The organism is Streptomyces sp. NPDC025638 (assembly GCF_055558775.1).
In genome coordinates, this window is the sequence record NZ_JBVHLX010000001.1 from 858,635 (window position 1) to 881,309 (window position 22,675).

Here is a 22,675-nt window from a genome sequence, read left to right on the forward strand (position 1 = left end):
GGTCTCAATGTGCAGGTCGGATGGGGTGCGCTGTCGGGCATATCGGACAAGTCGACCTACGGTCGAGCATCGTAGGTGACCTGCGTCATGTGGGGTGCTTCACCGTCCCGCCGACGGTCCGCGTACACGCCCTCACACAGGGGTCACCGGGCCGGCGGGTCGAATGTGACCGCGGTCTCGAAGGCGGCCCGGCGGGTGGCCCGGCGCAGCGCCCTCAGGAGCGCCGGGCCGAGCGTCAGGGTCAGTACGACCGTGCAGACCGCCCGGCCCAGGTCCCAGCCGAGGGACGTGGCCAGGCAGTACGCGACGAAACGGGCCAGGTTCGCGGGGACCGCGGCGTGCGGGTCGAAGGCGATGCCCGAGGCGAGGGCGCCCATGAAGGGCCAGCCCGCGAGATTCATGACCGTTCCGTAGGCGAAGGCGGCGAGGAAGCCGTAGAGGGAGAGCAGCGCGAGCTCGCCGCGGCCGCGCAGCCGGTCCGGCCCCGGGAGCAGCCCGGCGCCCATGGTGAACCACCCCATGGCGAGCATCTGGAACGGCATCCAGGGGCCCACCCCGCCCGTGAGCAGCGCCGACGCGAACATGGTGACCGAGCCCAGGACGAAGCCGAACCCCGGGCCGAGGACCCGTCCGCTGAGCACCATCAGAAAGAACATGGGCTCGATCCCGGCGGTGCCCGCGCCGATCGGCCGCAGCGCCGCCCCGGTCGCCGCCAGCACCCCCAGCATGGCGACGGCCTTCGCCCCGAGCCCCGACTCGGAGAGCGTCGCGGCCACGACCGCGACGAGCAGGACCAGCAGACCGGCGAAGAGCCAGGGCGCGTCCTGGGCATGGGCGCTGAGCTGCGAGGTGGGCGGCGCGAGGAACGGCCACCCGAAGGCGACGACCCCGACCGCGCCGACCAGGGCGAGGGCGGTGGTGGAGCGGGGGCCGAGGCGGATCGGCCGGGCCTGCGGGGTCATGCCAGTGCCTCCCGCACCTGGGCGGCCGTGAGCCACTGCTGCGGCGCCAGGATCTTGGTGACCTGGGGCGCGAAGGACGGGGACGAGACCACGATGTCGGCCGTGGGGCCGTCGGCGATGACCTCCCCCTCGGCGAGCAGGACGACCCGGTGGGCGATCTCGGCCGCCAGCTCCACGTCGTGCGTGGCCAGCACGATCGCATGCCCCTCGGCGGCGAGCCCGCGCAACACGGTGACCAGGCGCGCCTTCGCCGCGTAGTCCAGACCGCGGGTCGGCTCGTCCAGGAGGAGCAGCGGAGGGCGGGCGGTGAGTACGACGGCCAGGGCGAGCGCGAGCCGCTGGCCCTCGGAGAGATCGCGCGGGTGCGTGTCGTCACCGATGCCGGGCAGCAGACCGGAGACCAGCGCACGGCACGTGCCGGGCTCGGCCTGCGCGTCCCGGTCGGCGGCCGCGCACTCGGCGGCGACCGTGTCCGCGTACAGCAGATCGCGGGGCTCCTGCGGCACCAGGCCGACGCGGCGGACCAGCTCGGGCGGAGCGGTGCGGTGGGGGACGGCGCCCCCCACCCGCACCGATCCGGCCGACGGCTCGACGAGCCCGACGAGCGCGCTCAGCAGCGTGGACTTCCCGGCGCCGTTGCGTCCCATGAGGGCGACCGTCTCGCCGGGAGCGACGCAGAGGTCCACATGCCGCAACGCGTCGACGCGGCCACGCCGGACGGCGAGCGAGCCGACCTCGGCGACCTGCGGGGACGCGGCCTCGGGGGCGCGCCGGCGCAGGAACCGGCGGGGGGCGGGGACACGGGGCGCGGGCACGGTCGCGGCCGCCGCTGTCGCTGTCGCTGTGTGCGGCGCCTCCCGCCCGCCCAGCCGCTCCCGTAGTTCCCCGGCCCGGCGGCGCGCGTCCCGCACGGTCAGCGGCAGCGGGGACCAGCCCGCCAGCAGGCCCAGGTCCACCACCGGCGGATACACCGGGGAGACGGCCATCACCTCGGCCGGGCTGCCCAGGACCGGCGCGGCGCCCGGGGCGGGCAGCAGGGCGACCCGGTCGGCGTACTGGATCACCCGCTCCAGCCGGTGCTCGGCCATCAGGACGGTCGTACCGAGGTCATGGACGAGACGCTGGAGCACGGCCAGCACCTCCTCCGCGGCCGCCGGGTCGAGCGCCGAGGTCGGTTCGTCGAGGACCAGCACCCTGGGGTGCGGGGTGAGCACGGAGCCGATCGCGACGCGCTGGCGCTGGCCGCCGGAGAGGGTGGCGATGGGCCGGTCGCGCAGGTCGGCGATGCCCAGCAGATCGAGGGTCTCCTCGACCCGGCGCCGCATCACCTCCGGCGCGAGCCCCAACGACTCCATCCCGTAGGCGAGTTCGTCCTCGACCGTGTCGGTGACGAAGTGCGCGAGCGGATCCTGGCCCACCGTGCCGACGACATCGGCGAGGTCGCGCGGCTTGTGCGTACGGGTGTCCCGGCCGGCGACCGTGACACGGCCACGCAGGGTGCCGCCGGTGAAGTGCGGGACGAGCCCGCTGACCGCGCCGAGCACGGTGGACTTCCCGACACCGGACGGACCGACGAGCAGCACGAGTTCACCCTCGGGGACCTCGAAGTCCACGCCTTGGACGACGGGTTCGGCCGCCCCCTCGTACGTCACGGAGACATCCTCGAAGCGGATCACGACGGCTCCTTGGGGACGATGAAGGCGGGGAGCAGGGCAAGGAGCACGGCGGCCGCCGGCCACAGGGGAAGGGCGGGCGCGGTGAGCGGTACGACACCCGGGTGCAGGGCCTCCGGATCACTCGCGGCCGCCAGGGCGAGCAGCGCGGCGACCGCGGCACCGGAACCGGCGACCAGCCAGGCGCGCAGGTCCCAGGGGTCGGGGCGGTAGCGGGTGCGCAGGGTGCGGCGGCCACCGAGGCGCAGGCCCGCGAGGGCGGCGGCGACTCCGGCGAGCAGCACCGGCAGGCCGTACGTGCCGCCCTCGGCGGTCAGCAGTCCGTACGTTCCCGCGCAGACGCCCAGCAGACCGCCGAGGGTGAGCGCGGTGGTCGTACGGCGGACCGGGGCGGGGACGTCGGCGGTACGGCCGTAGCCGCGGGCGTCCATCGCGGCGGCCAGGGCGACCGAACGCTCCAACGCGCCCTCCAGGACCGGGAGTCCGACCTGCAGCAGCCCGCGTATGCCCCGGTCCGGGCGGCCGCGCAGCCGGCGGGCGGCACGCAGCCGCTGGACGTCGGCGACCAGGTTCGGGGCGAAAGTGAGGGCCACGACCACGGCCACGCCCATCTCGTACAGCGCGCCGGGCAGGGACTTCAGCAGGCGCGCCGGGTTGGCGAGGGCGTTCGCCGCGCCGACGCAGATCAGCAGCGTGGCCAGTTTCAGGCCGTCGTACAGCGCGAAGACGAGCGCCTCCGCCGTGACCTCGCCGCCGAGCCGGATGCCCTGCGCCCAGTGGGGGAGCGGGACTTCGGGGAGCGTGACGAGGACGTGCGTGCCTGGGATGGGGGAGCCGAGGAACAGCGCGAAGGTGAGACGGATGAGGAGGACGGCGAGGGCGAGTTTGGCGAAGGCGGTGTAGGAGCGGGACCAGGGGGCCTGGGTTCGGCACGTTGCCACGACGTAGGCCGAAGCCGTGACGAGGAGGGCGAGGAGGAGGGGGTTGGTGGTGCGGGTGGCGGCGGTGCCGAGGGCGAGGGACCAGAGCCACCAGGCGCCGGGGTGCAGTGTGCCGCGGCGCTGGTGGCGGGGGGTTGGGGCGCTCACCGGCGCCGGCGGGGTGCCGCCGCGCCCACCCGTGCCGCCGGGGGTCCCCCCTGCTCGAAGAGCTTGGGGGAGGCACGACTGCCCGCGGCTGAAGCGGCTAGACATCCCTGCGGCGGCGCGTCTGCCACACCGCTGCTGCTCCCAGGAGTACGACCACACCCACCCCGGCCAGCAGTCCCACCGATGGGCCGTGATGGTCCGGTGTCGTCGCCTTCCCGGTGGCAGTTGTCGGCTTCTTCTGCGCACTCACCTGCTCCCCGCACCCCTTCCCCGGATACCCCGAGATCGCGCACAGCAGGGCGTTGGTGTCGTAGCGGAGGGGCTTGGCGACCGTTGCCAGGGCCTCTGCCGTTGTCGCGTCGCCGGAAACGCGGGCGCAGGCCGTGCGGCGGGCGGGTGGGGTCTCGCCGGACGGGGCGTCCGTGGGGGTACCGAAGTCGATGACGAGCGCCACCCTCTTCTTTCCCTTGGCGGCGGACGTGCCGGCGCAGATCGTGTCGAAGTCCGCCGTACCGCGCGGACGGGTGGCGTCGGCGGAGTCCTCGCTCACCGCGAAGCGGAAGCCCTGCACGTCCCCGTCGACGGGACGGGCCGTCGACGGGCCCTGGGTGGCGTACGTCCAGCGGTTGCCGTCGCGCTCCCAGAAGGACCAGTAGCGGTAGCCGACGGCCTCGGCCTGGGCCGCGGACGCCCACAGGACGAGCGCGGCCAGCAGCAGCGGCACGGCACGGCGGACGGCGGTCACGGCTGCTGCTTCCTGCGGCTGCTGATCAGGAAGCCGACGCCTATGCCCGCGACCAGGCCGGTGCCGACGATCCACCAGACGCCGTAGCCCGAGTCGGACTTGTCGGACTTCGCGGCCTCGTATCCGGTGGGCTTCTTGACCGGCTGCGGGGCGGGCCCGGTCGCGTTGAGCGCCTGCACGAGGTCCGTACCGCCGAAGCTGAACGGGCTCTTGCCCATGGCGTGCGCGGCGAGGATCAGCTCGGCGTAGGCCGCCGGGCCGCTCTGCTTCGCCCAGGGGAGGGCGTTTTTCTCCAGCCAGGCGTACGGCTTCTCCGCCTCCGTCTTCCAGCCTCGCGCGGCGAGCGCGACGACCGCGTCGGCGGTGTTGCCGTAGTCGGGCTGGTCCTTGGCGCCGGGGAGCGCCGACTTGAGGTGGCCGTCGTTGCGGAGGAGCGTCACCGCCAGGTACGCGGCGCCGTTGCCCGACACCCCGCGCGCGGTGAGCTGCTTGTCCTTGGCGCACTGCCCGTAGTCGGCCTGCCTGTCCACGGCTGTCGCCACGAACCCCTTGCCGAGGGCGCCCAGCACCCCGGCCGCCGTCGCGTCCGCGTTGGCCGCCAGCTCGCCCTTCTTGTCCGGCTGATAGGCGAGCGCGCCGCCGGCCTTGGCGTCGCAGGGGAGGGACATCTTCGCCAGCAGGTCGTACGGCGACTTGCCATCCGTGCGGACGTCGGCGGGGTCCTCGCCCGCCGCCGCGAGGGCGCCGATGACGACGGACGTGGAGTTCGTGTCGCTGGCCCCGTGCGGGGTGTAGCCCCAGCCGCCGTCCTTGTTCTGCTGCGACTTCAGCCAGTCCACCGCCTTGCGGATCTCACCGTCGTGCCCGCCGACCGCCTTCAGGGCCTGTGCGGCGGCGGCCGTGCTGTTGGTGTCGACCATGACGCCGCTGTCGCAGGCCTTGGCCGGGTCGGCGCGGAAGGCGGCGAACGCGCCGTTCGCGCACTGCTGCCCGGTCAGCCAGTCCACGGCCTTGGCCGCCGGCGTCACATCCACCGCCCGCTGGGCGATCATCGCCAGCGACTGGCGCCAGACACCGTCGTACTTCGGGTCCGCGGTGCCGTACAGGCCGGACGGGAGGGCCGTCGACGGGGACGCGGATGCAGACGGGTCGGCGGCTGTGGCGGGCGTGGCCGTGCCGATCACGGCGACGGCTCCCAGCACCGCGGCACTGCGGCGTACGTTCATGGTCGGCGGGTGCCTCTCCCTGCGGGGAGTCGGGCAGCACGGGACACCCCGGGCGGCTCGGCTCCGTATACCTCGACGGTGCCGTGCGCGGGCGGACCCCGGCGCACGTGAGCCGGTCAACGTCCCGTGCGAGGCGGTCCGGCTCACCGCCCTTGCGGCGGTTCACGATGGGGGTGTCCCCTGCACGAGCGAAGTCGAGCGCTTGGGGAAGGGGCAGCGCCGGAATTGCACCGGCTTTCCCCGTACGGGTGTGATGACGACGCGGTCACTCTACCGGCACGTAACCGGAGGGCTCAGGGGTGGTCGTGGGCAGGGGGCCCCTACCCCCGGGCCCTGTGGCTAAGGTCACGCCATGACGACGACGGGGAGACTGCTGGGCTCCGGCCGTTCGGCCGACGTGTACGAGATCGACGAGGCGTGGGTGCTGCGTCGCGACCGGGAGGGCTGGGGGGACGCGGCCGCCGAGGGTGAGGTGATGACGTACGTACGGGACCACGGGTATCCCGTGCCCCGGGTGCGGCCCTCCGGCTCGCGCACCGACCTGGTGCTGGAGCGGCTGTCCGGGCCGACGATGCTGGAAGCCCTGCTGGCGGGCTCGATCGGGCCGGAGGAAGGGGGCGCGATGCTTGCCGGGCTGCTGCGGCAGCTGCACGCCGTGCCCGCCCGGGACTCCGCCGACCCGAACGCCCGTGTCCTGCACCTGGACCTCCACCCGGACAACGTGATCCTCACGCCGGACGGCCCCCGTGTCATCGACTGGACCAACGCGGAGGACGGCCGGCCGGGCCTCGACTGGGGCATGTCCGCGGTGATCCTGGCCCAGGTCGCCGTCGGCGCCGAGCCGATCGCCGACCCGGCCCGCGCGATGCTCACGGCCCTGCTCGCCGACCCCTCCGCCCTCACGGAGCCCGGCCTCACCGAGGCCCGCACCCGCCGCGCGGCCAACCCGACGATGAGTCGCGGTGAGGTCGAACTACTGGGCGCCGCCGAGGACTTGATACGAGCGCTGGTGTCCTGGGCGGCACCGGCCTGATCGCGGGCCGGGCGGCACCGTTCCACGAACGGCTCACACCGCCACGTACGCCACCGGCTCGCTCCCCGCCACCGCCTCCGCGCGGCCCTGCTTCACCAGGCGGCGGACATGGGCCTCGGCCTCCGAGACCGCGATGTTGCGTGAGCCGTAGGGAATCTGGTCCCAGGGGCGGTTCCACTCCATCCGCTCGGCCAGCTGCCAGGGCCTGAGGGGCACGACGAGCAGGGCCAGGAGCCCGGCCAGCCGCTCCTCGTGATGCGCCAGCAGGTCCCGCACGCGGGCGGGCGCGTCCGTGAACGCGTGCTGGTGGGCGGGGAGCACCTCGGCGGGGGTCAGACGGCCGACCCGTTCCAAGGAGTCGAGGTAGTCGCCGAGGGGGTCGGTGACGGTCGTGTCGTCCGGGTCCTCGTACAGGCCGATGTGCGGGGTGATCTCCGGGAGCAGATGGTCGCCCGAGAAGAGCCGTCCGTGGCCGGGGAGCCGGGACGGGTGTTCTTCCTCCAGGTGCAGGCAGACATGGCCCGGGGTGTGGCCCGGCGTCCAGATCGCGCGCAGTCGGCGGCCGGGCAGGGGGAGGAGTTCACCGGGGACGATCTCCCGGTCGGGCAGCGCGGGGGAGAGGCCGGGGAGGGTGCGGCGCCGGGCGGCGCGCAGCGGGGCCACATGTTCCTCCGGGGCGCCGGCGGCCACGAGTTTGGCCGCCATGTACGTGAACCAGCGCTCCGGGCGGGTCTCGCGGGTCCGGCGCACGATCGCCGTGTCGGCCGCGTGCATGGCGATCCAGGCTCCGGAGGCCTCCCGCACCTTGCCCGACAGGCCGTGGTGGTCGGGGTGGTGATGGGTGATCACCACGCCGTGCAGCTCGGCGACGGACGTACCGCAGGCCGTCAGGCCGTCGGCGAGGGCGTCCCAGGAGGCCGGGTCGTCCCAGCCGGTGTCGATGAGGACCGGGCCGCGGTCGGTGTCGACGACGTACACGAGGGTGTGGCCGAGGGGGTTGTCCGGGATCGGGACCTGGAGGGAACGGACGCCTCCACCGTGGTCGTACACCTGCGCCATGGGCTCCCCAATCACCGCGTTTCCGCCACTATAACTAGAACAGGTTTCCATGGGAGCCCGAGTCGACCAACCGTCCCTCGTCGCATCCGTGGACTCCCCCGGGCGGAACTGGTATCAGTTCCCTATCTGATGGATCGTCAGACGCGCACGCCCCCGGGGAGGCAGTCGGCCATGACCGAGCTCGTGGAACACGGACAGCTGTTCATCGGCGGGGAGTTGACCGACCCCCTGGGCAAGGACGTCATCGAGGTGATCTCCCCGCACACGGAGGAGGTCATCGGCCGCGTGCCGCACGCCTCGCGCGAGGACGTGGACCGGGCGGTCGCCGCCGCGCGCACCGCCTTCGACCAAGGCCCCTGGCCGCGCATGAGCCTGGACGAGCGGATCGAGGTCGTCACCCGGATCAAGGACGCGATCGCCGTCCGGCACGAGGAGATCGCCCGGGTGATCTCCTCCGAGAACGGCTCGCCGTACTCCTGGAGCGTCCTCGCGCAGGCGCTCGGCGCGATGATGGTGTGGGACGCGGCGATCACGGTCGCGCGGAACTTCACGTACGAGGAGACGCGTGACGGCGTCCTCGGGAGGATCCTGGTGCGGCGCGAGCCGGTCGGTGTGGTCGCGGCCGTGGTCCCGTGGAACGTCCCGCAGTTCGTCGCCGCCGCCAAGCTCGCGCCCGCCCTGCTCACCGGCTGCACGGTGGTGCTCAAGCCGTCACCCGAGTCACCGCTGGACGCCTACCTCCTCGGTGAGATCGCCAAGGAGGCCGGGCTGCCGGAGGGCGTGCTGTCGATCCTCCCCGCCGACCGCGAGGTCAGCGAGTACCTCGTCGGGCACCCCGGGATCGACAAGGTGTCCTTCACCGGCTCGGTCGCGGCCGGCAAGCGTGTGATGGAGGTGGCCTCCCGCAATCTCACGCGCGTGACGCTGGAGCTCGGCGGCAAGTCGGCGGCGGTGGTTCTGCCCGACGCGGACATCGAGACGTCGGTGCCCGGGATCGTCTCGGCCGCCTGGATGAACAACGGCCAGGCCTGTGTCGCCCAGACCCGCATCCTCCTGCCGCGCTCCCGCTACGACGAGTTCGCGGACGCCTTCGCCGCCGCCGCGAGCGCGCTCGAGGTCGGCGACCCGCTGGACCCGGCGACCCAGGTCGGCCCGCTGGTCGCCCGCCGCCAGCAGCAGCGCAACTTCGACTACATCCGCATCGGCCAGGAGGAGGGCGCCAAGATCCTCACCGGCGGCGGGCGCCCGCCGGGGCTGGAACGCGGCTGGTACGTGGAGCCGACGCTCTTCGGCGACGTCGACAACTCCATGCGGATCGCCCGCGAGGAGATCTTCGGCCCGGTGATCTGCCTCCTGCCGTACGGAGACGAGTCCGAGGCGGTGAAGATCGCCAACGACTCCGACTACGGGCTGTCCGGCAGCGTGTGGACGGCCGACGTCGCGCACGGCATCGACGTCGCACGGCAGGTCCGTACGGGCACGTACTCGGTGAACACCTTCAGCCTCGACATGCTCGGCCCCTTCGGCGGCTACAAGAACTCCGGTCTGGGGCGGGAGTTCGGGCCCGAGGGGTACGGCGAGTTCCTTGAGCACAAGATGATCCACCTCCCGGCCGGCTGGGAGGGCTAGGGCATGGGAGACCGCTGGCACGTCGAGGTCGACCGCTCCGTCTGCATCGGCTCCGCCCAGTGCGTCCACCACGCGCCCGACGCCTTCCGCCTCGACACCGGCCGGCAGTCCCGGCCGGTGGAGCCGGACGCCGACGCGAACGAGCGGGTGCTGGCGGCGGCGGAGAGCTGTCCGGTGGAGGCCATCGTGATCACGATGCTCGGGAGCGGGGAGCCGGTGTTCCCGCCGGAGGACTGAAAAATTTCCTATTTGTGCGGTTCTGTCAGGCAGTATCCGGTCTATACTGGTAATTGGCCTACGGGGCGAGTGAGGGAGTTCGACCGGAGTAGCCGACTCTGGCGTGACGCGTAAAGCATCCGCCGTTGCCGACGTCGACGGTCGGGCTGAGAGGCTCAAAGGTAGTAGTCGGACCTGAGAGCGACCCCCATTACCTGATCCGGGCAATGCCGGCGAAGGGAACCCGTCTCGTAGGTCCTTTTGGTGCGCTCACGCAGGCCCTTTCGGGCGCTCACAGCTCCGCGGGCAGGTGAGTGACCACGAGCGCCACCGCCTCCTCGGGCGTCGCGCCCTTGCCGAGAGCGCCGCGGTGGATCGCGTGCACCGCGTACGGGGGTCCGGAGCAGATGATGTAGGGCAGATCGTCGCGATGTGTCCCGTCGAACGGCGGACCGCTCCGCAGGAACTTCAGCGTGCCGTGTGTCGGGAACGGATACAGCGCGCGCAGGCGCGGCTCGGCGTGGGCGGCCGCGATGAACGCGAACAGCCAGTCACCGCCGTGGTGGCCCCTGGTCCCGGGCTTGCGCTCCAGGAGCCACCGCCAGGCGGTCTCGGCGTCGGGGGCCTCAGCCACGGGTCGCCTGCCCGCTCGCCGGATCCGTCAGGTCGATCAGGCGGCACACCGTTTCGATGTCGATCTTGACCTGGGCGATGGAGGCGCGGCCCGACAACCAGGTGATCAGGGCCGAGTGCCAGGTGTGCTCGATGACGCGGACCGCGGACAGCTGCTCGGGGGTGGGGTTCTCCAGGCCCATCGCGTCCAGGATGATCGCCGTCGTCTGCCGGGAGACCTGGTCGACCTCGGGGGACACGCTGCGGTCCGCGAAGGTCAGCGCCCGGACCATGGCGTCGGCCAGGTGCGGCTCGCGCTGAAGGGCGCGGAAGGCCCGCATCAGCGTCTCCGCCACCCGCTCCACCGCCGTCTCGCCCGCCGGGGGCTTCTTCCTCAGGGTGCCGTGCATGTGCTCCAGTTGGTCCTGCATGGTGGCGACCAGCAGATGCACCTTGGACGGGAAGTAGCGGTAGAGCGTGCCCAGGGCGACCTGTGAGGACTCCGCGACCTCCCGCATCTGCACCGCGTCGAAGCCTCCCCGGCTGGCCAGCTGCGCGCTCGCATGCAGGATCCGCCGCCGACGGGCCTCCTGCCGCTCGGTGAGGGGCGGCGAGGCCGGGCGAACGGTACTGGCTTCCACCTTGGCTTGCGCAGGCATGGGTCCCGCTCCGTGACAGTCGGTGAGGGCATCGGTGAGGGCTGTTGATCAGACAGCATGGCAGGGGTCCCGCCGTGGCGCGAATCACCTGATCCACTGCTCACAGTGCCGCTACCTGCCGGTAGATTCAGAGCCTCCTGAACGATCAAGTCTGAAACTTGTTCTAGATTAGCGTCCCGACGTAGTCTCGCGGGAAAACGCAGGGAGAAGGGGGCCCAGAGTGACCGCTGAGGCCAGGGAGGCGGGTCCCCGACAGGACCTCGCCGCCGACGGCGAGCGACCGCTCGACATCGCGCTTCTCACCTATAAAGGGAACCCGTTCTGCGGGGGGCAGGGCGTCTACGTACGGCACCTGTCGCGCGAGCTGGCGCGTCTCGGCCACCGGGTCGAGGTCATCGGCTCCCAGCCGTACCCCGTGCTCGACGAGGACGAGGCCCACGACGGCCGACTGAGCCTGACCGAGCTGCCCAGCCTCGACCTCTACCGCCAGCCCGACCCCTTCCGCACCCCGGCACGCGACGAGTACCGCGACTGGGTCGACGCGCTCGAGGTCGCGACCATGTGGACCGGCGGCTTCCCCGAACCGCTGACGTTCTCCCTGCGCGCCCGCCGCCATCTGCGCGCCCTGCGCGGCCGGTTCGACGTCGTGCACGACAACCAGACTCTCGGCTACGGCCTGTTGGGTGACATCGGTGCGCCCCTGGTCACCACCATCCATCACCCCATCACCGTCGACCGGCAGTTGGAGCTGGACGCGGCCGAGGGATGGCAGCGCCGCTACTCCGTGCGCCGCTGGTACGCCTTCACCCGCATGCAGAAGCGCGTCGCCCGCCGGCTGCCGTCGGTCCTCACCGTCTCCGGCACCTCCCGCCAGGAGATCGTCGACCACCTCGGAGTGCGCGAGGACCGCATCCACGTGGTCCACGTCGGCGCCGACACCGACCTCTTCTCGCCGAATCCGGCGGTGCCCCAGGTGCCCGGCCGGATCGTGACCACCTCCAGCGCCGATGTGCCGCTCAAGGGCCTGATCTTCCTGATCGAGGCGCTCGCGAAGGTGCGCACCGAGCATCCCGGCGCACACCTCGTCGTCGTCGGCAAGCGCGCCGAGGACGGGCCGGTCGCCCAGGCCATCGAGCGGTACGGCCTGGAGGGCTCCGTCGACTTCGTGAAGGGCATCTCGGACGCCGAACTGGTCGACCTGGTCCGCTCGGCCGAGGTGGCCTGCGTGCCGTCCCTGTACGAGGGCTTCTCGCTGCCGGCCGCCGAGGCCATGGCCACCGGCACCCCGCTGGTCGCCACCACCGGCGGCGCGATCCCCGAGGTCGCCGGCCGCGACGGGGAGAGCTGCCTCGCGGTGCCGCCCGGCGACGCGGGGGCCCTGGCCGCCGCACTGAGCAGACTGCTGGGTGACCCGGCGCTGCGGGCACGGCTCGGCGCGGCGGGCCGTGAGCGCGTCCTGGAGAGGTTCACCTGGGCCCGCGCCGCCGAAGGCACGGTGACCCGGTACCGCGAGGCCATCGCCCGGTCGGGGAGCCCCACCAGCACGCCGGTGCGCCCGCAGGCCGCCGCAGCAGCCGTCATCGAAGAACCACTCACCGCCGACCGCGAAAGCAGGGCCTCGTGCTGACCGTCGACTTCTCCCGGTTCCCGCTCGCCCCGGGCGACCGCGTCCTGGACCTCGGCTGCGGGGCCGGCCGGCACGCCTTCGAGTGCTACCGGCGCGGCGCCCGGGTCGTGGCCCTCGACCAGAACGCCGAGGAGATCCGCGAGGTCGCCAAGTGGTTCGCGGCGATGAAGGAGGCGGGCGAGGCCCCGGCCGGCGCGACCGCCACCGCCATGGAGGGCGACGCCCTCGCGCTGCCCTTCCCGGACGAGTCCTTCGACGTCGTCATCATCTCCGAGGTGATGGAGCACATCCCCGACGACAAGGGCGTCCTGGCCGAGATGGTCCGCGTGCTCAGGCCGGGCGGGCGCATCGCCATCACCGTGCCGCGCCACGGCCCCGAGAAGGTCTGCTGGGCGCTGTCCGACGCCTACCACGAGGTCGAGGGCGGCCACATCCGCATCTACAAGGCGGACGAACTCCTGGCGAAGGTCCGCGAGGCCGGCCTGCGGCCGTACGGCACCCATCACGCCCACGCCCTGCACTCCCCGTACTGGTGGCTGAAGTGCGCGTTCGGCGTCGACAACGACAAGGCGCTGCCGGTGCGGGCGTACCACAAGCTGCTGGTCTGGGACATCATGAAGAAGCCGCTGGCCACCCGGGTCGCCGAGCAGGCGCTGAACCCGCTGATCGGCAAGAGCTTCGTGCTCTACGCGACGAAGCCGCACCTGCCGACGCTGCCCGAGGCTTCCGAGGCGGCCGTCAAGTGACGACCCCCCGGACAGAACACCTGGTCCTGCCCGGGGTCCTCACCGCCGAGCAGGCTGCCGAGACCGTGCGCGGCATCCTCGCCGTGCAGCGCGAGGACGGCGCGATCCCGTGGTTCCGCGGGCACCATCTGGACCCGTGGGACCACACCGAGGCGGCCATGGCGCTGGACGCGGCGGGCGAGCACGAGGCCGCGGAACGGGCCTACACCTGGCTGGCCACGCACCAGAACGAGGACGGCTCCTGGTTCGCGGCGTACACGGACGGGGCCCACGACGACGTCACGGACCGCGCCCGCGAGTCGAACTTCGTGGCGTACATAGCCGTAGGTGTCTGGCACCACTACCTCTCCACCGGCGACGACGTGTTCCTCGACCGCATGTGGCCCTCGGTCTACGCGGCGATGGAATGGGTCCTGCGCCTGCAACAGCCCGGCGGCCAGATCGGCTGGCGGCGCGAGGACGACGGCACGGCCACGGCGGATGCGCTGCTGACCGGCAGCTCCTCCATCCACCACGCCCTGCGCTGTGCGCTCGCCATCGCCGAGCAGCGTGAAGAGCCGCAGCCGGACTGGGAGTTGGCGCTGGGTGCGCTCCGGCACGCGATCCGCCGCCACCCGGAGCGGTTCCTGGACAAGGACCGCTACTCGATGGACTGGTACTACCCGGTCCTGGGCGGCGCGCTGACCGGCGCGGAGGCCAAGTCCCGCATGGAGGAAGGCTGGGACCGCTTCGTGGTGCCCGGCCTCGGCGTGCGCTGCGTGATCCCCAACCCCTGGGTCACCGGCGGCGAGTCCTCCGAACTCGCCCTCGCCCTGTGGGCCATGGGCGAGTCCGACCGCGCCCTGGAGATCCTCCAGTCCATCCAGCACCTCCGCGACCCCGAGAGCGGCCTCTACTGGACGGGCTACGTCTTCGACGACAAGGCCATCTGGCCCCAAGAACTCACGACATGGACGGCAGGCTCCCTACTCCTGGCAGTAGCGGCCCTGGGCGGCCACGAGGCCACGTGCGCGGTGTTCGGCGGAGAACACCTACCAAGGGGCCTGGACCCGGACTGCTGCACATAGCCCAGCTGCCGCGCCCCCAAAGGGGCGCGGGGAACCGCGCGCCCGACCCCCGACGGCCGGCACTCGCCGATGGCCGCTCGGACCCGAGCTCGTGGGCGCCCTCAGGGGCGCGGGGAACTGCGCGAACGGCGCCCGAGCTCGTGGGCGGCTGCGGCTTGAAGCGGAGCGTTCAGTGGCGGTGGATCCGGGCGGCGATCGCGTGGCCCACGAAGAGGTACACCACCGCGGCGAGGCCGTAACCGGCGACCACGCGTGCCCACGCCTCGTCGAACGTGAACAGGTCGTGCGACCAGCCCGCCAGCCAGCCGGCCGAGTCATGAACGAACTGGACGAGACTGTTGGCCCGATTTGCGTCCAGCAGATACATCAGGATCCACAGACCGAGAATGAAGGCCATGACGTCGGCGACGATCGCGATGACCGTCCCCGCCTGGTTGGCGCCGTTGCGATATTGAGGGGACATGTCCTTCGGGTTGCCGCTCATTCCCAGGTGAAACAGGAAAGGTGAATCCTGTACGGGATTCCCCCAAGTGGCGCAATCGGCCGCCCTGAGCGAGCCTGCCGGGAGAGACATCCACTCGGGGAGAACACCCCGGAGGACACCGTGGCTGTACCGATACGGCGCCTCTTCGTGGCGCTCACGCTGTGCTGCGCACTGGTCGCCGGCGCCACCGCCTGCGGAAAGGGCGAAACCTTCACCCGGAACGACGCGGCCGTGGTCGCCGCCGACACTCCCAGCCCCACCACCTCCGCGGAGCGGCAGAAGTTCGCCAAGACACGCTTCGTGGCGAACGCGGGACTCGCCGCCGGGGCGACGTACCAGTGGATCGTGAAGCCCTGGAAGGAGGGCAAGTTCAAGAAGGGCGTGAAGGGACGCAAGTTCACCCTGGTCAAGGCCGGGCTCGCCGGTGCCTTCGCCTACAACCGCCTCAAGGCCGCCGTGCGGAACGCCGAGGGCGATCCGACGCTGTCGAAGGCCCTCGCACCGATCACCGCCGGTATCGAGTCCCTCAAGACCCTGCCGTCCAAGCTGCGCAAGGGCGACTCCCCCGACGCGGTGTCCGGCTCGTTCGACGACATCATCAACAAGGTGAAGGACGCCGGTAAGAGCGCGGGCGCCGAGGTGAAGAACAAGGTTCCCTCGACGTCCCAGCTGACCGGCGGTTCCTAGGAGTTGAGTTCCGCCAGCACCCGCAATGTGTGAGGGTCCGGGGACAGGGCCAGCAGGTCCGTCACCGGACCCTTGCGCCACGACTCCAGCCGCTCGGCGATGCGTTCGCGCGGACCGACCAGCGAGATCTCGTCGGCGAAGGCGTCCGGGACGGCCAGCACCGCCTCCTCGCGCCGGCCCGCCAGGAACAGCTCCTGGATCCGCCGGGCCTCCTCCTCGTACCCCATGCGTGCCATCAGATCGGCGTGGAAGTTGCGGGACGCGTGTCCCATCCCGCCGATGTAGAAGCCGAGCATGGCCTTGACGGGCAGCAGGCCCTCGCCGACGTCGTCGCAGACCTTCACACGCGCCATGGGAGCCACCAGGAAGCCCTCCGAAAGGCCGGTCACGGCGGGCCCGTACACCTCGGGACGGTTCGGCGACCAGTACAGCGGCAGCCAGCCGTCCGCGATCCGGGTCGTCTGGGCGACGTTCTTGGGCCCCTCGGCGCCGAGCAGGACCGGCAGATCGGGGCGCAGGGGGTGGGTGATCGGCTTCAGGGGTTTGCCGAGGCCGGTGGCGTCCGGGCCCCGGTACGGGTGCGAGTGGAAGCGCCCGGCCAGCTCCACCGGCGCCTCGCGGCGCAGCACCTGCCGTACGACGTCGACGTACTCCCGGGTCGCGGTCAGCGGCGATGCCGGGAACGGCCGCCCGTACCACCCCTCCACGACCTGCGGCCCGGACAGCCCGAGCCCGAGCATCATGCGGCCGCCGGACAGATGGTCCAGGGTCAGCGCGTGCATGGCGGTGGTGGTCGGCGAGCGGGCGGCCATCTGGGCAACCGCCGTGCCCAGCCTGATCCTTGAGGTCCGCGCCGCGATCCAGGTGAGCGGGGTGAACGCGTCCGAGCCCCAGGACTCGGCCGTCCACACGGAGTCGTAACCGAGCCGCTCCGCCTCCTGCGCCAGCGACAGATGGTCCGCGGAGGGGCCCCGGCCCCAGTAGCCGAGTGCGAGACCGAGCCGCATGCCTGCCTCCTGACGGTCCGTCAGCTATCGGAGGGCGACTGTACGGCAACGGCCCCCCGCCCGGAAGGGCGAGGGGCCGTGTGCGACGGTGCGCGGGGCGCGCTCAGCCGCGCTGGATCCCCGAGGTGTCCTGAAGGACGCCGCGGCGGCCGTCCTGGGTCTGGGCGACCAGCTGGGCGCCGCGCTGCTCGACGGCCAGGTACCAGGTGCCCGGCGCCAGTTCGGCGATCGGGGCCGGCGAGCCGTTCTCCGCGAACAGCGGCCGAGCCACCGGCACGGCGAACCAGAACGGCGAGAAGTCCCCGCTGGACGGCTGCTGCTGGGCCGGAGCCGGCGGCTGCTGCCCGAACGGCTGCCCCTGCTGCGGCTGACCACCGTACGGCGCCTGCGGCTGCGGGGCCTGGGCGCCGGGGTAGCCGTAACCACCCTGCGGCTGGGCACCGTAGGGCTGCGGGGCCGGCGGCTTGGGCGCCGGCACCAGGGCGGCCTGGAGGGCGGGGACGAGCGGGGTGGCGACGGCGGCGCCGGCCAGGGCGAGGGCGGCGATGAAACCGAGGATGAGGCCGGCACCGGCGTCCACGTTGTCGGGAACGTCCACCAGCGACCAGAACAGGGTCCACGTGGCGAGAATCGCGAAGCCCGTGCCGACCATGCCGAGATCCAGGCCGAGCACCTTGCGCTGCTGCGGCAGCACGCGGTTGAGGACGATCAGCGCGGCACCGATGACGGCCCCCATGTACGTCCCCAGGCCAGTCCCCAGGTCTTCCCATGCGTTCCGGCTGTCCGAATAACCGGAGATCGACACGGAGTAGTAGGCGAGGAACGACGCGATGAACAGCAACACCGCTGCTCCGATCACCACGCCGTCGCCTCGAGTGAGGGAGCGGATATTCACTTCAGGTCCTTCGTAGGTCGTCTCGTCGTCGGTAGAGGCGTCGCTGTCACTCTGTCGCCGTCAGGTCCCGGTGTGAAGCGCGGGGGTGGCCCCTGATCGTACTGATGACACTATCGTCAGTCCGATCGGGGTGTCCGCAGGGATCTGCCCGCTGACACCTACCCGCGCAGGAAACTCACGATTCCCTCAGAAATCCCTTGCGCCGCCTTCTGCCGCCACGCACCGCTGGTCAGCAGTGCCGCGTCCTTGCTATCGCGCATGTTCCCGCACTCGATGAACACCTTGGGAACCGTTGACAGATTGAGACCGCCCAGGTCCTGACGTGTGACGAGACCGGTGCCGTCGCCGACGTAGTTGGAGGGGGCACTGCCTGTTACGCGCACGAAGTTGCCCGCGACCCGCTCGCCGAGGTTGCGCGAGGAGGCGACGATCGGACGGGTGTCCGCCGCGCCCGCGTGCACGGACGCCGGCAGGATGACGTGGAAGCCCCGGTTGCCCTCGGCGGAGCCGTCGGCGTGGATGGAAATGGCCGCGTCCGCATGCGCGTTGTTGCCGATCTGGGCCCGCTTGTCTACGCACGGCCCCCAGGCCGGCTCGTCCCCGTCGTGGGTGAACTTCACCGTCGCGCCCTGCTCCTCCAGGATCGCGCGCAGCCGGTGGGACACGTCCAGGGTGAACTGCGCCTCGGTGTAGCCCGCGTTGGTGGACGTCCCGGTGGTGTCGCACTCCTTCCAGTTCGTCCCGATGTTCACCTGGCGGTTGATCTCGGTCGTGTGCCGGAAGTTGCCGGGGTTGTGCCCCGGGTCGATGACGATCACCTTGCCCTTGAGGGGCCCGGAGCCGGCCGGGGCCGCAGGCTTCGAGCCCGCGCGCGTCGGGCTGGGCTTCTTGGCGTCGTCACTGGGGGACGCCGAGGACGACAGGGCCGAGGGCGTGGGGGACGCGGAGGCGGAGGAGCCGCCCGCGCTGTCCGAGCCGCCCGAGTCACCCGGGTCGCCCACCGCCTCGTACACGAGCCAGCCGAGCAGCGCACCGGGCACCAGCGCGGCGAGCGCGACGGTCAGGGGCGCTCGCCGGGGGCGGCGCGGCTGGGGCGGATCGAAGTCCGGGCCTACGTACGACACGTCTGCCACCCTAGCGGCCGCATCGGGCGGTCACACGGTACGGCGGTCCCAATGGGTGGTGTGCCGCCGGGCGGTGCAACAACCGGCGTACCGGACCGCGCCGTGCTCAGACTCCCGTCCCGGACTCCGCCGAGGTCAGAACGCCGTCCCCGTCCGCCGCAGCACACGCAGCGAGCCCGTCGCCGACACCTCCGTGAACGCGCCCGACTCCAGGGCCCGCAGATACACGCGGTACGGGGCCTGGCCGGTGAACTCGTCCTCGGGGTGGGGGAACACGTCGTGGATGACGAGGAGTCCGCCCTCGGCGACATGGGGCGCCCAGCCCTCGTAGTCGGCGGTCGCGTGCTCGTCGGTGTGGCCGCCGTCGATGAAGACCAGGCCGAGCGGCGAGTTCCAGAACGCGGCGATCTGCGGCGAGCGGCCGACCAGGGCGACCACGTGGTCCTCCAGGCCCGCCCGGTGCAGCGTCCGGCGGAACGTGGGCAGCGTGTCCATCAGACCGATCTCGGGGTCGACCGTCTCCGGGTCGTGGTAATCCCAGCCCGGCTGCTGCTCCTCGCTGCCCCGGTGGTGGTCGACGGTCAGCGCGGTGACCCCGGCCTGCCGGGCCGCGTCCGCGAACAGGATCGTCGAGCGTCCGCAGTACGTCCCGACCTCCAGCAGCGGCAGCCCCAGTCCGCCCGCCGCCACGGCGGCCGCGTACAGCGCGAGCCCCTCGTCCACGGGCATGAACCCCTTCGCCGCCTCGAACGCGGCCAGGATCTCGGGCTTGGGTGCGGCGACTGGCATGGGGGGCCTTTCGGTCATACGGCTGTCCGGGCGCCCATGCTGCCGCACCCGCCCACCCATGTGACAGGGGGTACGGCAGAAGGGGCGCGGGGAACTGCGCGACAAGCCACGACGGCGGGTAGGCCGCCGGATGACCGAACCCCCCGTGCCCTACGCGCTGACAATCTCCCCCGGCAGCGAAAGATCCAGATCGACAGCCCGCTCCTCGCCGGAGTGGGTCGCGGACGACGCAAGCGGGCCATGGCCAAAGGCCCGTGCGGCCAGCACATACGCACCTTCGGCCGGAACCGCGAGGGCGTAGCTGCCGTCCTCGCCGGAGAGCGTGGCGCCCGCCTGACGGCCGCGGCGGTCGATCAGGGTGACCTTGGCGCGGGCGACCGGGGCGCCCTCGGCGTCCAGGACGCGCCCGCGGAAACCACGCAGCACCTCCTCGGCCCGTTCCAGCGCAGCGTCCTCCTCGCTGCTCGCGCGCAGCTGCGTGTGCTGTGCGGGGCGGCTCGGCTTCGGCAGGAACACGGCCAGCAGCAGACCGACCGCCACCGCGGCCGTCGCGATCAGGAAGGAGACACGGAAGCCGTGCATCGTCGGGATCTCCACGCCGCCCACGGTGTTCGCCGTGTTGGCCAGCACCATGCCGATGACGGCGCTGGAGACGGACGTACCGATGGACCGCATCAGCGTGTTGAGGCCGTTGGCCGCGCCCGTCTCCGAGGCCGGGACCGCACCGACGATCAGCGCGGGGAGGGAGGAGTAGGCCAGGCCTATGCCCGCGCCGAGGATCACCGCGATGACCAGGCTCTGCCAGGCGGCGCTCATCAGGCCGAGGCCTGCGCCGTAGCCGATCGCGATGATCAGCATGCCGAGGATCAGCGTGATCTTGGGTCCGTACTTCGCGGACAGCCGTGCGTAGACGGGCGCCGTGAACATCATCGTCAGTCCGAGCGGTGCGACGAGCAGGCCCGCGACGACCATCGACTGGCCGAGGCCGTAGCCGGTCGCGGTGGGCAGCTGGAGCAGCTGGGGCAGGACGAGCGAGACGACGTAGAAGCTGACGCCGACCATGATCGAGGCGAGGTTGGTGAGCAGCACCTCGCGGCGGGCGGTGGTGCGCAGGTCGACCAGCGGGGCCTTGGTGCGCAGTTCGAGGACGCCCCACAGGACCAGGACGACCACGGAGGCGGCGAACAGGCCGAGCGTGGTGCCGGAGGACCAGCCCCAGTCGCTGCCCTTGGTGATCGGCAGGAGCAGCAGGACCAGGCCGGTGGACAGGCCCAGCGCGCCCAGCAGGTCGAAGGAGCCCTCGGCGCGCATCGGGGACTCCGGCACGACGAGCAGGGTGAGGACGATGGAGAGCACGCCGAGTCCGGCGGCTCCGTAGAACAGGGCGTGCCAGTCGGCGTGCTGCGCGACCAGGGCCGCGGCGGGCAGCGCGAGACCGCCGCCGACGCCGATCGAGGAGCTCATCAGGGCCATCGCCGAGCCGAGCCGCTCGCGCGGCAGCATGTCGCGCATCAGGCCGATGCCGAGCGGGATCGCGCCCATCGCGAAGCCCTGCAGCGTACGGCCCACGATCATCGTGAGCAGCTCGCTGGTGAGCGCGCTGATCAGTGCGCCGACCACCATCACGGCGAGGCTGAGCACGAGCATGCGCCGCTTGCCGTACAGGTCGCCGAGGCGGCCCATGATCGGGGTGGCGACGGCGCCGGACAGCAGCGTCGAGGTCAGCACCCAGGTGGCGTTGCTCGGCGCGGTGCCCAGCAGTTGCGGCAGGTCCTTGATGACCGGGACGAGCAGGGTCTGCATCACCGCGACCACGATGCCCGCGAAGGCGAGCACCGGGACCAGGGCCCCGCTCGCCCTGCGGGTGGGCTGGTCGGTCGTCGTGTGCGTCATTGAGTGAGGCCTCCCGTGCGATAAGTGCCGGGTAAACCTCGTATGCACGGGCAACTATTCCGTTGCTTCGGGCTGCTAATGAATTCTTGACCTTCCCATGAGGATCTGATCCACCGTCAGGTCTGGCAGGTTGGTGAAACGCGTTCTAGTCTGGCGCGCCATGAAGGCCTATGTCGCCGGTGTCGGAATGACCAGGTTCGAGAAGCCCGAGACGCGTGAATGGCAGTACTGGGACATGGTCGGGGAGGCGGGAGGTGCGGCGCTCGCGGACGCCGGGATCTCGTACGACGATGTGGAACAGGTTCCAATCGGCTATTGCTTCCAGCCCTCGACCGCCGGCCAGCGCGCCGCCTATGAACTCGGCCTGACCGGCGTCCCCGTCTACAACGTCAACAACAACTGCGCGACCGGCTCGACCGCCCTGATGCTGGCCCGGCAGCTCGTCGAGGGCGGGGCCGCCGACTGCGTCCTCGCCCTGGGCTTCGAGAAGATGAAGAAGGGGGCGCTGGGCGGAGGCGCGGACGGAGGGGCCCGCGGCGGAGCCGCTGATGGATGGGGTTCCACCTCTCCCGTCGCCCGGCACTACGGCATCATGGCCGCCCGGCACGGATTCGAGATGACCCCGCCCACCGCGCAGATCTTCGGCGACGCGGCCCGTGAGCACATGGAGCGGTACGGCACGACCGAGGCGCAGCTGGCCGCCGTGGCCGCCAAGAATCACCGCCACTCCGCGCACAACCCCTACGCCCAGTTCCGGGACGTGTACGAGGTGGACGACATCCTCGCCGCGCGCACCGTCCACCGCCCGCTCACCAAGCTCCAGTGCTCACCGACCTCGGACGGCGCCGCGGCGGCCGTGGTGGTGTCGGAGCGGTTCGCCGAGCGGCGCGGGCTCACGGGCCTCGTCGAGATCGTCGCGCAGACGATGACGACCGACACGGAGGAGTCCTTCGCGTCGGGCTCCTGCATCGACGTCGTCGGCCTGCCCATGTCCCGGGAGGCGGCACGCCAGGTGTACGACCGCTCCGGCCTCGGCATCGAGGACGTGGACGTCGTCGAGCTCCACGACTGCTTCTCCGTCAACGAACTGCTGACGTACGAGGCGCTCGGCATGTGCGAACCCGGTGGGTCGGGGCAGCTCGTCGAGTCGGGCGCGACCACGTACGGCGGGCGGTGGGTGGTGAACCCGTCGGGTGGGCTCATCTCCAAGGGCCATCCACTGGGCGCCACGGGCCTCGCGCAGGTCGCCGAGCTGGTCTGGCAGCTGCGGGGCGAGGCGGGGGAGCGGCAGGTGGCGGGGGCCCGGGTGGGCCTGGCGCACAACATCGGGCTGGGCGGGGCGGCGGTCGTGACACTGGTCCGGGCGGTGTAGGCCGTCCGGCGGATGGGCCGCGGCGTAGACGGATGAGTCGGCGGTGTAGGTCGTTCGACCGAGGCGCGGTGGGGCGAAATCC

General features: G+C 71.9%; 22 protein-coding genes. 8 read left to right on the forward strand and 14 right to left on the reverse strand.

The window, feature by feature from the left end; translation table 11 throughout:
- Positions 1-143: 143 nt before the first annotated feature.
- Genes ACZ4EG_RS03780 through ACZ4EG_RS03800 form a run of 5 tightly spaced genes read right to left on the reverse strand, consistent with a single transcriptional unit; the run spans position 144 to position 5,694 of the window.
- The gene (locus ACZ4EG_RS03780; RefSeq protein ID WP_453559696.1) at positions 144-962 is read right to left on the reverse strand and encodes an ECF transporter S component; all 819 of its coding nucleotides are present in this window, start codon (positions 960-962) and stop codon (positions 144-146) included.
- Positions 959-2,638 (reverse strand): ABC transporter ATP-binding protein, encoded by a 1,680-nt coding sequence (locus ACZ4EG_RS03785; protein ID WP_467789395.1) that lies wholly within the window; start codon positions 2,636-2,638, stop codon positions 959-961. Before ACZ4EG_RS03785 ends, ACZ4EG_RS03780 begins: the two co-directional genes overlap by 4 nt.
- Entirely contained in the window at positions 2,635-3,828 is a 1,194-nt protein-coding gene (locus ACZ4EG_RS03790) for an energy-coupling factor transporter transmembrane component T (protein ID WP_467789396.1), read from the reverse strand. Before ACZ4EG_RS03790 ends, ACZ4EG_RS03785 begins: the two co-directional genes overlap by 4 nt.
- The gene (locus tag ACZ4EG_RS03795; protein ID WP_467789397.1) at positions 3,821-4,468 is read right to left on the reverse strand and encodes an SCO2322 family protein; all 648 of its coding nucleotides are present in this window, start codon (positions 4,466-4,468) and stop codon (positions 3,821-3,823) included. The genes ACZ4EG_RS03790 and ACZ4EG_RS03795 overlap by 8 nt, the downstream gene beginning before the upstream one ends.
- On the reverse strand, positions 4,465-5,694 hold the full coding sequence (locus ACZ4EG_RS03800) for a prenyltransferase/squalene oxidase repeat-containing protein (protein WP_467789398.1): 1,230 nt from the start codon (positions 5,692-5,694) through the stop codon (positions 4,465-4,467). Before ACZ4EG_RS03800 ends, ACZ4EG_RS03795 begins: the two co-directional genes overlap by 4 nt.
- Before the next feature lie 352 nt (positions 5,695-6,046).
- On the opposite strand from ACZ4EG_RS03800, the gene ACZ4EG_RS03805 reads away from it, so the two are divergent.
- Positions 6,047-6,727, forward strand: a complete 681-nt coding sequence (locus ACZ4EG_RS03805) for a phosphotransferase (RefSeq protein ID WP_467789399.1) — start codon at positions 6,047-6,049, stop codon at positions 6,725-6,727.
- 33 nt (positions 6,728-6,760) lie between these two features.
- On the opposite strand, the gene ACZ4EG_RS03810 is transcribed toward ACZ4EG_RS03805, so the two are convergent.
- Positions 6,761-7,786 carry an MBL fold metallo-hydrolase gene (locus tag ACZ4EG_RS03810; RefSeq protein ID WP_467789400.1) on the reverse strand — a complete coding sequence of 342 codons (1,026 nt, stop codon included), beginning with the start codon at positions 7,784-7,786 and terminating at the stop codon, positions 6,761-6,763.
- 171 nt (positions 7,787-7,957) lie between these two features.
- Between ACZ4EG_RS03810 and ACZ4EG_RS03815 the strand changes: the two genes are divergently transcribed.
- Entirely contained in the window at positions 7,958-9,415 is a 1,458-nt protein-coding gene (locus tag ACZ4EG_RS03815; protein WP_453559715.1) for an aldehyde dehydrogenase, read from the forward strand.
- A 3-nt stretch (positions 9,416-9,418) separates the two neighbouring features.
- Positions 9,419-9,652, forward strand: a complete 234-nt coding sequence (locus ACZ4EG_RS03820) for a ferredoxin (RefSeq protein ID WP_453559717.1) — start codon at positions 9,419-9,421, stop codon at positions 9,650-9,652.
- A 271-nt stretch (positions 9,653-9,923) separates the two neighbouring features.
- Here the strand turns inward: ACZ4EG_RS03820 and ACZ4EG_RS03825 are convergent, their stop codons facing one another.
- Together ACZ4EG_RS03825 and ACZ4EG_RS03830 are read right to left on the reverse strand one after the other, a co-directional pair.
- Positions 9,924-10,265, reverse strand: coding sequence for a DUF6193 family natural product biosynthesis protein (locus ACZ4EG_RS03825; protein ID WP_467789401.1), 342 nt, complete (start codon positions 10,263-10,265; stop codon positions 9,924-9,926).
- Positions 10,258-10,902, reverse strand: coding sequence for a TetR family transcriptional regulator (locus ACZ4EG_RS03830; protein ID WP_467789402.1), 645 nt, complete (start codon positions 10,900-10,902; stop codon positions 10,258-10,260). The genes ACZ4EG_RS03825 and ACZ4EG_RS03830 overlap by 8 nt, the downstream gene beginning before the upstream one ends.
- Positions 10,903-11,122: 220 nt before the next feature.
- Between ACZ4EG_RS03830 and ACZ4EG_RS03835 the strand changes: the two genes are divergently transcribed.
- From ACZ4EG_RS03835 to ACZ4EG_RS03845, 3 genes are read left to right on the forward strand one after another with little or no spacing between them, the layout of a single operon-like run.
- Entirely contained in the window at positions 11,123-12,529 is a 1,407-nt protein-coding gene (locus ACZ4EG_RS03835) for a glycosyltransferase family 4 protein (protein ID WP_453559723.1), read from the forward strand.
- Positions 12,523-13,275: a class I SAM-dependent methyltransferase gene (locus ACZ4EG_RS03840; protein ID WP_467789403.1), complete on the forward strand. Its 753-nt coding sequence runs from the start codon at positions 12,523-12,525 to the stop codon at positions 13,273-13,275. Before ACZ4EG_RS03835 ends, ACZ4EG_RS03840 begins: the two co-directional genes overlap by 7 nt.
- Positions 13,272-14,342 carry a prenyltransferase/squalene oxidase repeat-containing protein gene (locus ACZ4EG_RS03845; protein ID WP_453559728.1) on the forward strand — a complete coding sequence of 357 codons (1,071 nt, stop codon included), beginning with the start codon at positions 13,272-13,274 and terminating at the stop codon, positions 14,340-14,342. Before ACZ4EG_RS03840 ends, ACZ4EG_RS03845 begins: the two co-directional genes overlap by 4 nt.
- Before the next feature lie 169 nt (positions 14,343-14,511).
- On the opposite strand, the gene ACZ4EG_RS03850 is transcribed toward ACZ4EG_RS03845, so the two are convergent.
- Complete coding sequence (locus tag ACZ4EG_RS03850; protein WP_363298975.1) at positions 14,512-14,805, reverse strand: hypothetical protein; 294 nt, start codon at positions 14,803-14,805, stop codon at positions 14,512-14,514.
- Positions 14,806-14,946: 141 nt separating this feature from the next.
- Between ACZ4EG_RS03850 and ACZ4EG_RS03855 the strand changes: the two genes are divergently transcribed.
- Positions 14,947-15,513 (forward strand): hypothetical protein, encoded by a 567-nt coding sequence (locus ACZ4EG_RS03855; RefSeq protein WP_467789404.1) that lies wholly within the window; start codon positions 14,947-14,949, stop codon positions 15,511-15,513.
- Here ACZ4EG_RS03855 and ACZ4EG_RS03860 read toward each other — a convergent pair.
- From ACZ4EG_RS03860 to ACZ4EG_RS03880, 5 genes are all read right to left on the reverse strand, one after another.
- Positions 15,510-16,520, reverse strand: a complete 1,011-nt coding sequence (locus tag ACZ4EG_RS03860; RefSeq protein WP_467789405.1) for an LLM class F420-dependent oxidoreductase — start codon at positions 16,518-16,520, stop codon at positions 15,510-15,512. The two genes, ACZ4EG_RS03855 and ACZ4EG_RS03860, sit on opposite strands and share 4 nt — an antisense overlap.
- Positions 16,521-16,623: 103 nt before the next feature.
- Complete coding sequence (locus ACZ4EG_RS03865) at positions 16,624-17,382, reverse strand: hypothetical protein (protein ID WP_467789406.1); 759 nt, start codon at positions 17,380-17,382, stop codon at positions 16,624-16,626.
- Between the two features lie 191 nt (positions 17,383-17,573).
- A complete protein-coding gene (locus tag ACZ4EG_RS03870; protein WP_453559739.1) occupies positions 17,574-18,539 on the reverse strand; it encodes an N-acetylmuramoyl-L-alanine amidase in 966 nt (321 codons plus the stop codon).
- 135 nt (positions 18,540-18,674) lie between these two features.
- The gene (locus ACZ4EG_RS03875; RefSeq protein WP_467789407.1) at positions 18,675-19,328 is read right to left on the reverse strand and encodes a class I SAM-dependent methyltransferase; all 654 of its coding nucleotides are present in this window, start codon (positions 19,326-19,328) and stop codon (positions 18,675-18,677) included.
- A gap of 150 nt (positions 19,329-19,478) precedes the next feature.
- Positions 19,479-21,221, reverse strand: a complete 1,743-nt coding sequence (locus ACZ4EG_RS03880) for an MFS transporter (protein WP_453559743.1) — start codon at positions 21,219-21,221, stop codon at positions 19,479-19,481.
- 160 nt (positions 21,222-21,381) lie between these two features.
- On the opposite strand from ACZ4EG_RS03880, the gene ACZ4EG_RS03885 reads away from it, so the two are divergent.
- Positions 21,382-22,593, forward strand: a complete 1,212-nt coding sequence (locus ACZ4EG_RS03885) for a thiolase C-terminal domain-containing protein (protein ID WP_467789408.1) — start codon at positions 21,382-21,384, stop codon at positions 22,591-22,593.
- Positions 22,594-22,675: the final 82 nt, after the last annotated feature.

What these genes read in the sequence shown, in the direction of transcription:
- ACZ4EG_RS03805 (WP_467789399.1), top strand. Translation starts at nt 6,047, where the DNA reads ATGACGACGACGGGGAGACTGCTGGGCTCCGGCCGTTCGGCCGACGTG.
- ACZ4EG_RS03820 (WP_453559717.1), top strand. Translation starts at nt 9,419, where the DNA reads ATGGGAGACCGCTGGCACGTCGAGGTCGACCGCTCCGTCTGCATCGGC.
- ACZ4EG_RS03790 (WP_467789396.1), bottom strand. Translation starts at nt 3,828, where the DNA reads ATGTCTAGCCGCTTCAGCCGCGGGCAGTCGTGCCTCCCCCAAGCTCTT.
- ACZ4EG_RS03885 (WP_467789408.1), top strand. Translation starts at nt 21,382, where the DNA reads ATGAAGGCCTATGTCGCCGGTGTCGGAATGACCAGGTTCGAGAAGCCC.
- ACZ4EG_RS03810 (WP_467789400.1), bottom strand. Translation starts at nt 7,786, where the DNA reads ATGGCGCAGGTGTACGACCACGGTGGAGGCGTCCGTTCCCTCCAGGTC.
- ACZ4EG_RS03830 (WP_467789402.1), bottom strand. Translation starts at nt 10,902, where the DNA reads ATGCCTGCGCAAGCCAAGGTGGAAGCCAGTACCGTTCGCCCGGCCTCG.
- ACZ4EG_RS03815 (WP_453559715.1), top strand. Translation starts at nt 7,958, where the DNA reads ATGACCGAGCTCGTGGAACACGGACAGCTGTTCATCGGCGGGGAGTTG.
- ACZ4EG_RS03850 (WP_363298975.1), bottom strand. Translation starts at nt 14,805, where the DNA reads ATGTCCCCTCAATATCGCAACGGCGCCAACCAGGCGGGGACGGTCATC.
- ACZ4EG_RS03875 (WP_467789407.1), bottom strand. Translation starts at nt 19,328, where the DNA reads ATGCCAGTCGCCGCACCCAAGCCCGAGATCCTGGCCGCGTTCGAGGCG.
- ACZ4EG_RS03880 (WP_453559743.1), bottom strand. Translation starts at nt 21,221, where the DNA reads ATGACGCACACGACGACCGACCAGCCCACCCGCAGGGCGAGCGGGGCC.
- ACZ4EG_RS03860 (WP_467789405.1), bottom strand. Translation starts at nt 16,520, where the DNA reads ATGCGGCTCGGTCTCGCACTCGGCTACTGGGGCCGGGGCCCCTCCGCG.
- ACZ4EG_RS03780 (WP_453559696.1), bottom strand. Translation starts at nt 962, where the DNA reads ATGACCCCGCAGGCCCGGCCGATCCGCCTCGGCCCCCGCTCCACCACC.
- ACZ4EG_RS03800 (WP_467789398.1), bottom strand. Translation starts at nt 5,694, where the DNA reads ATGAACGTACGCCGCAGTGCCGCGGTGCTGGGAGCCGTCGCCGTGATC.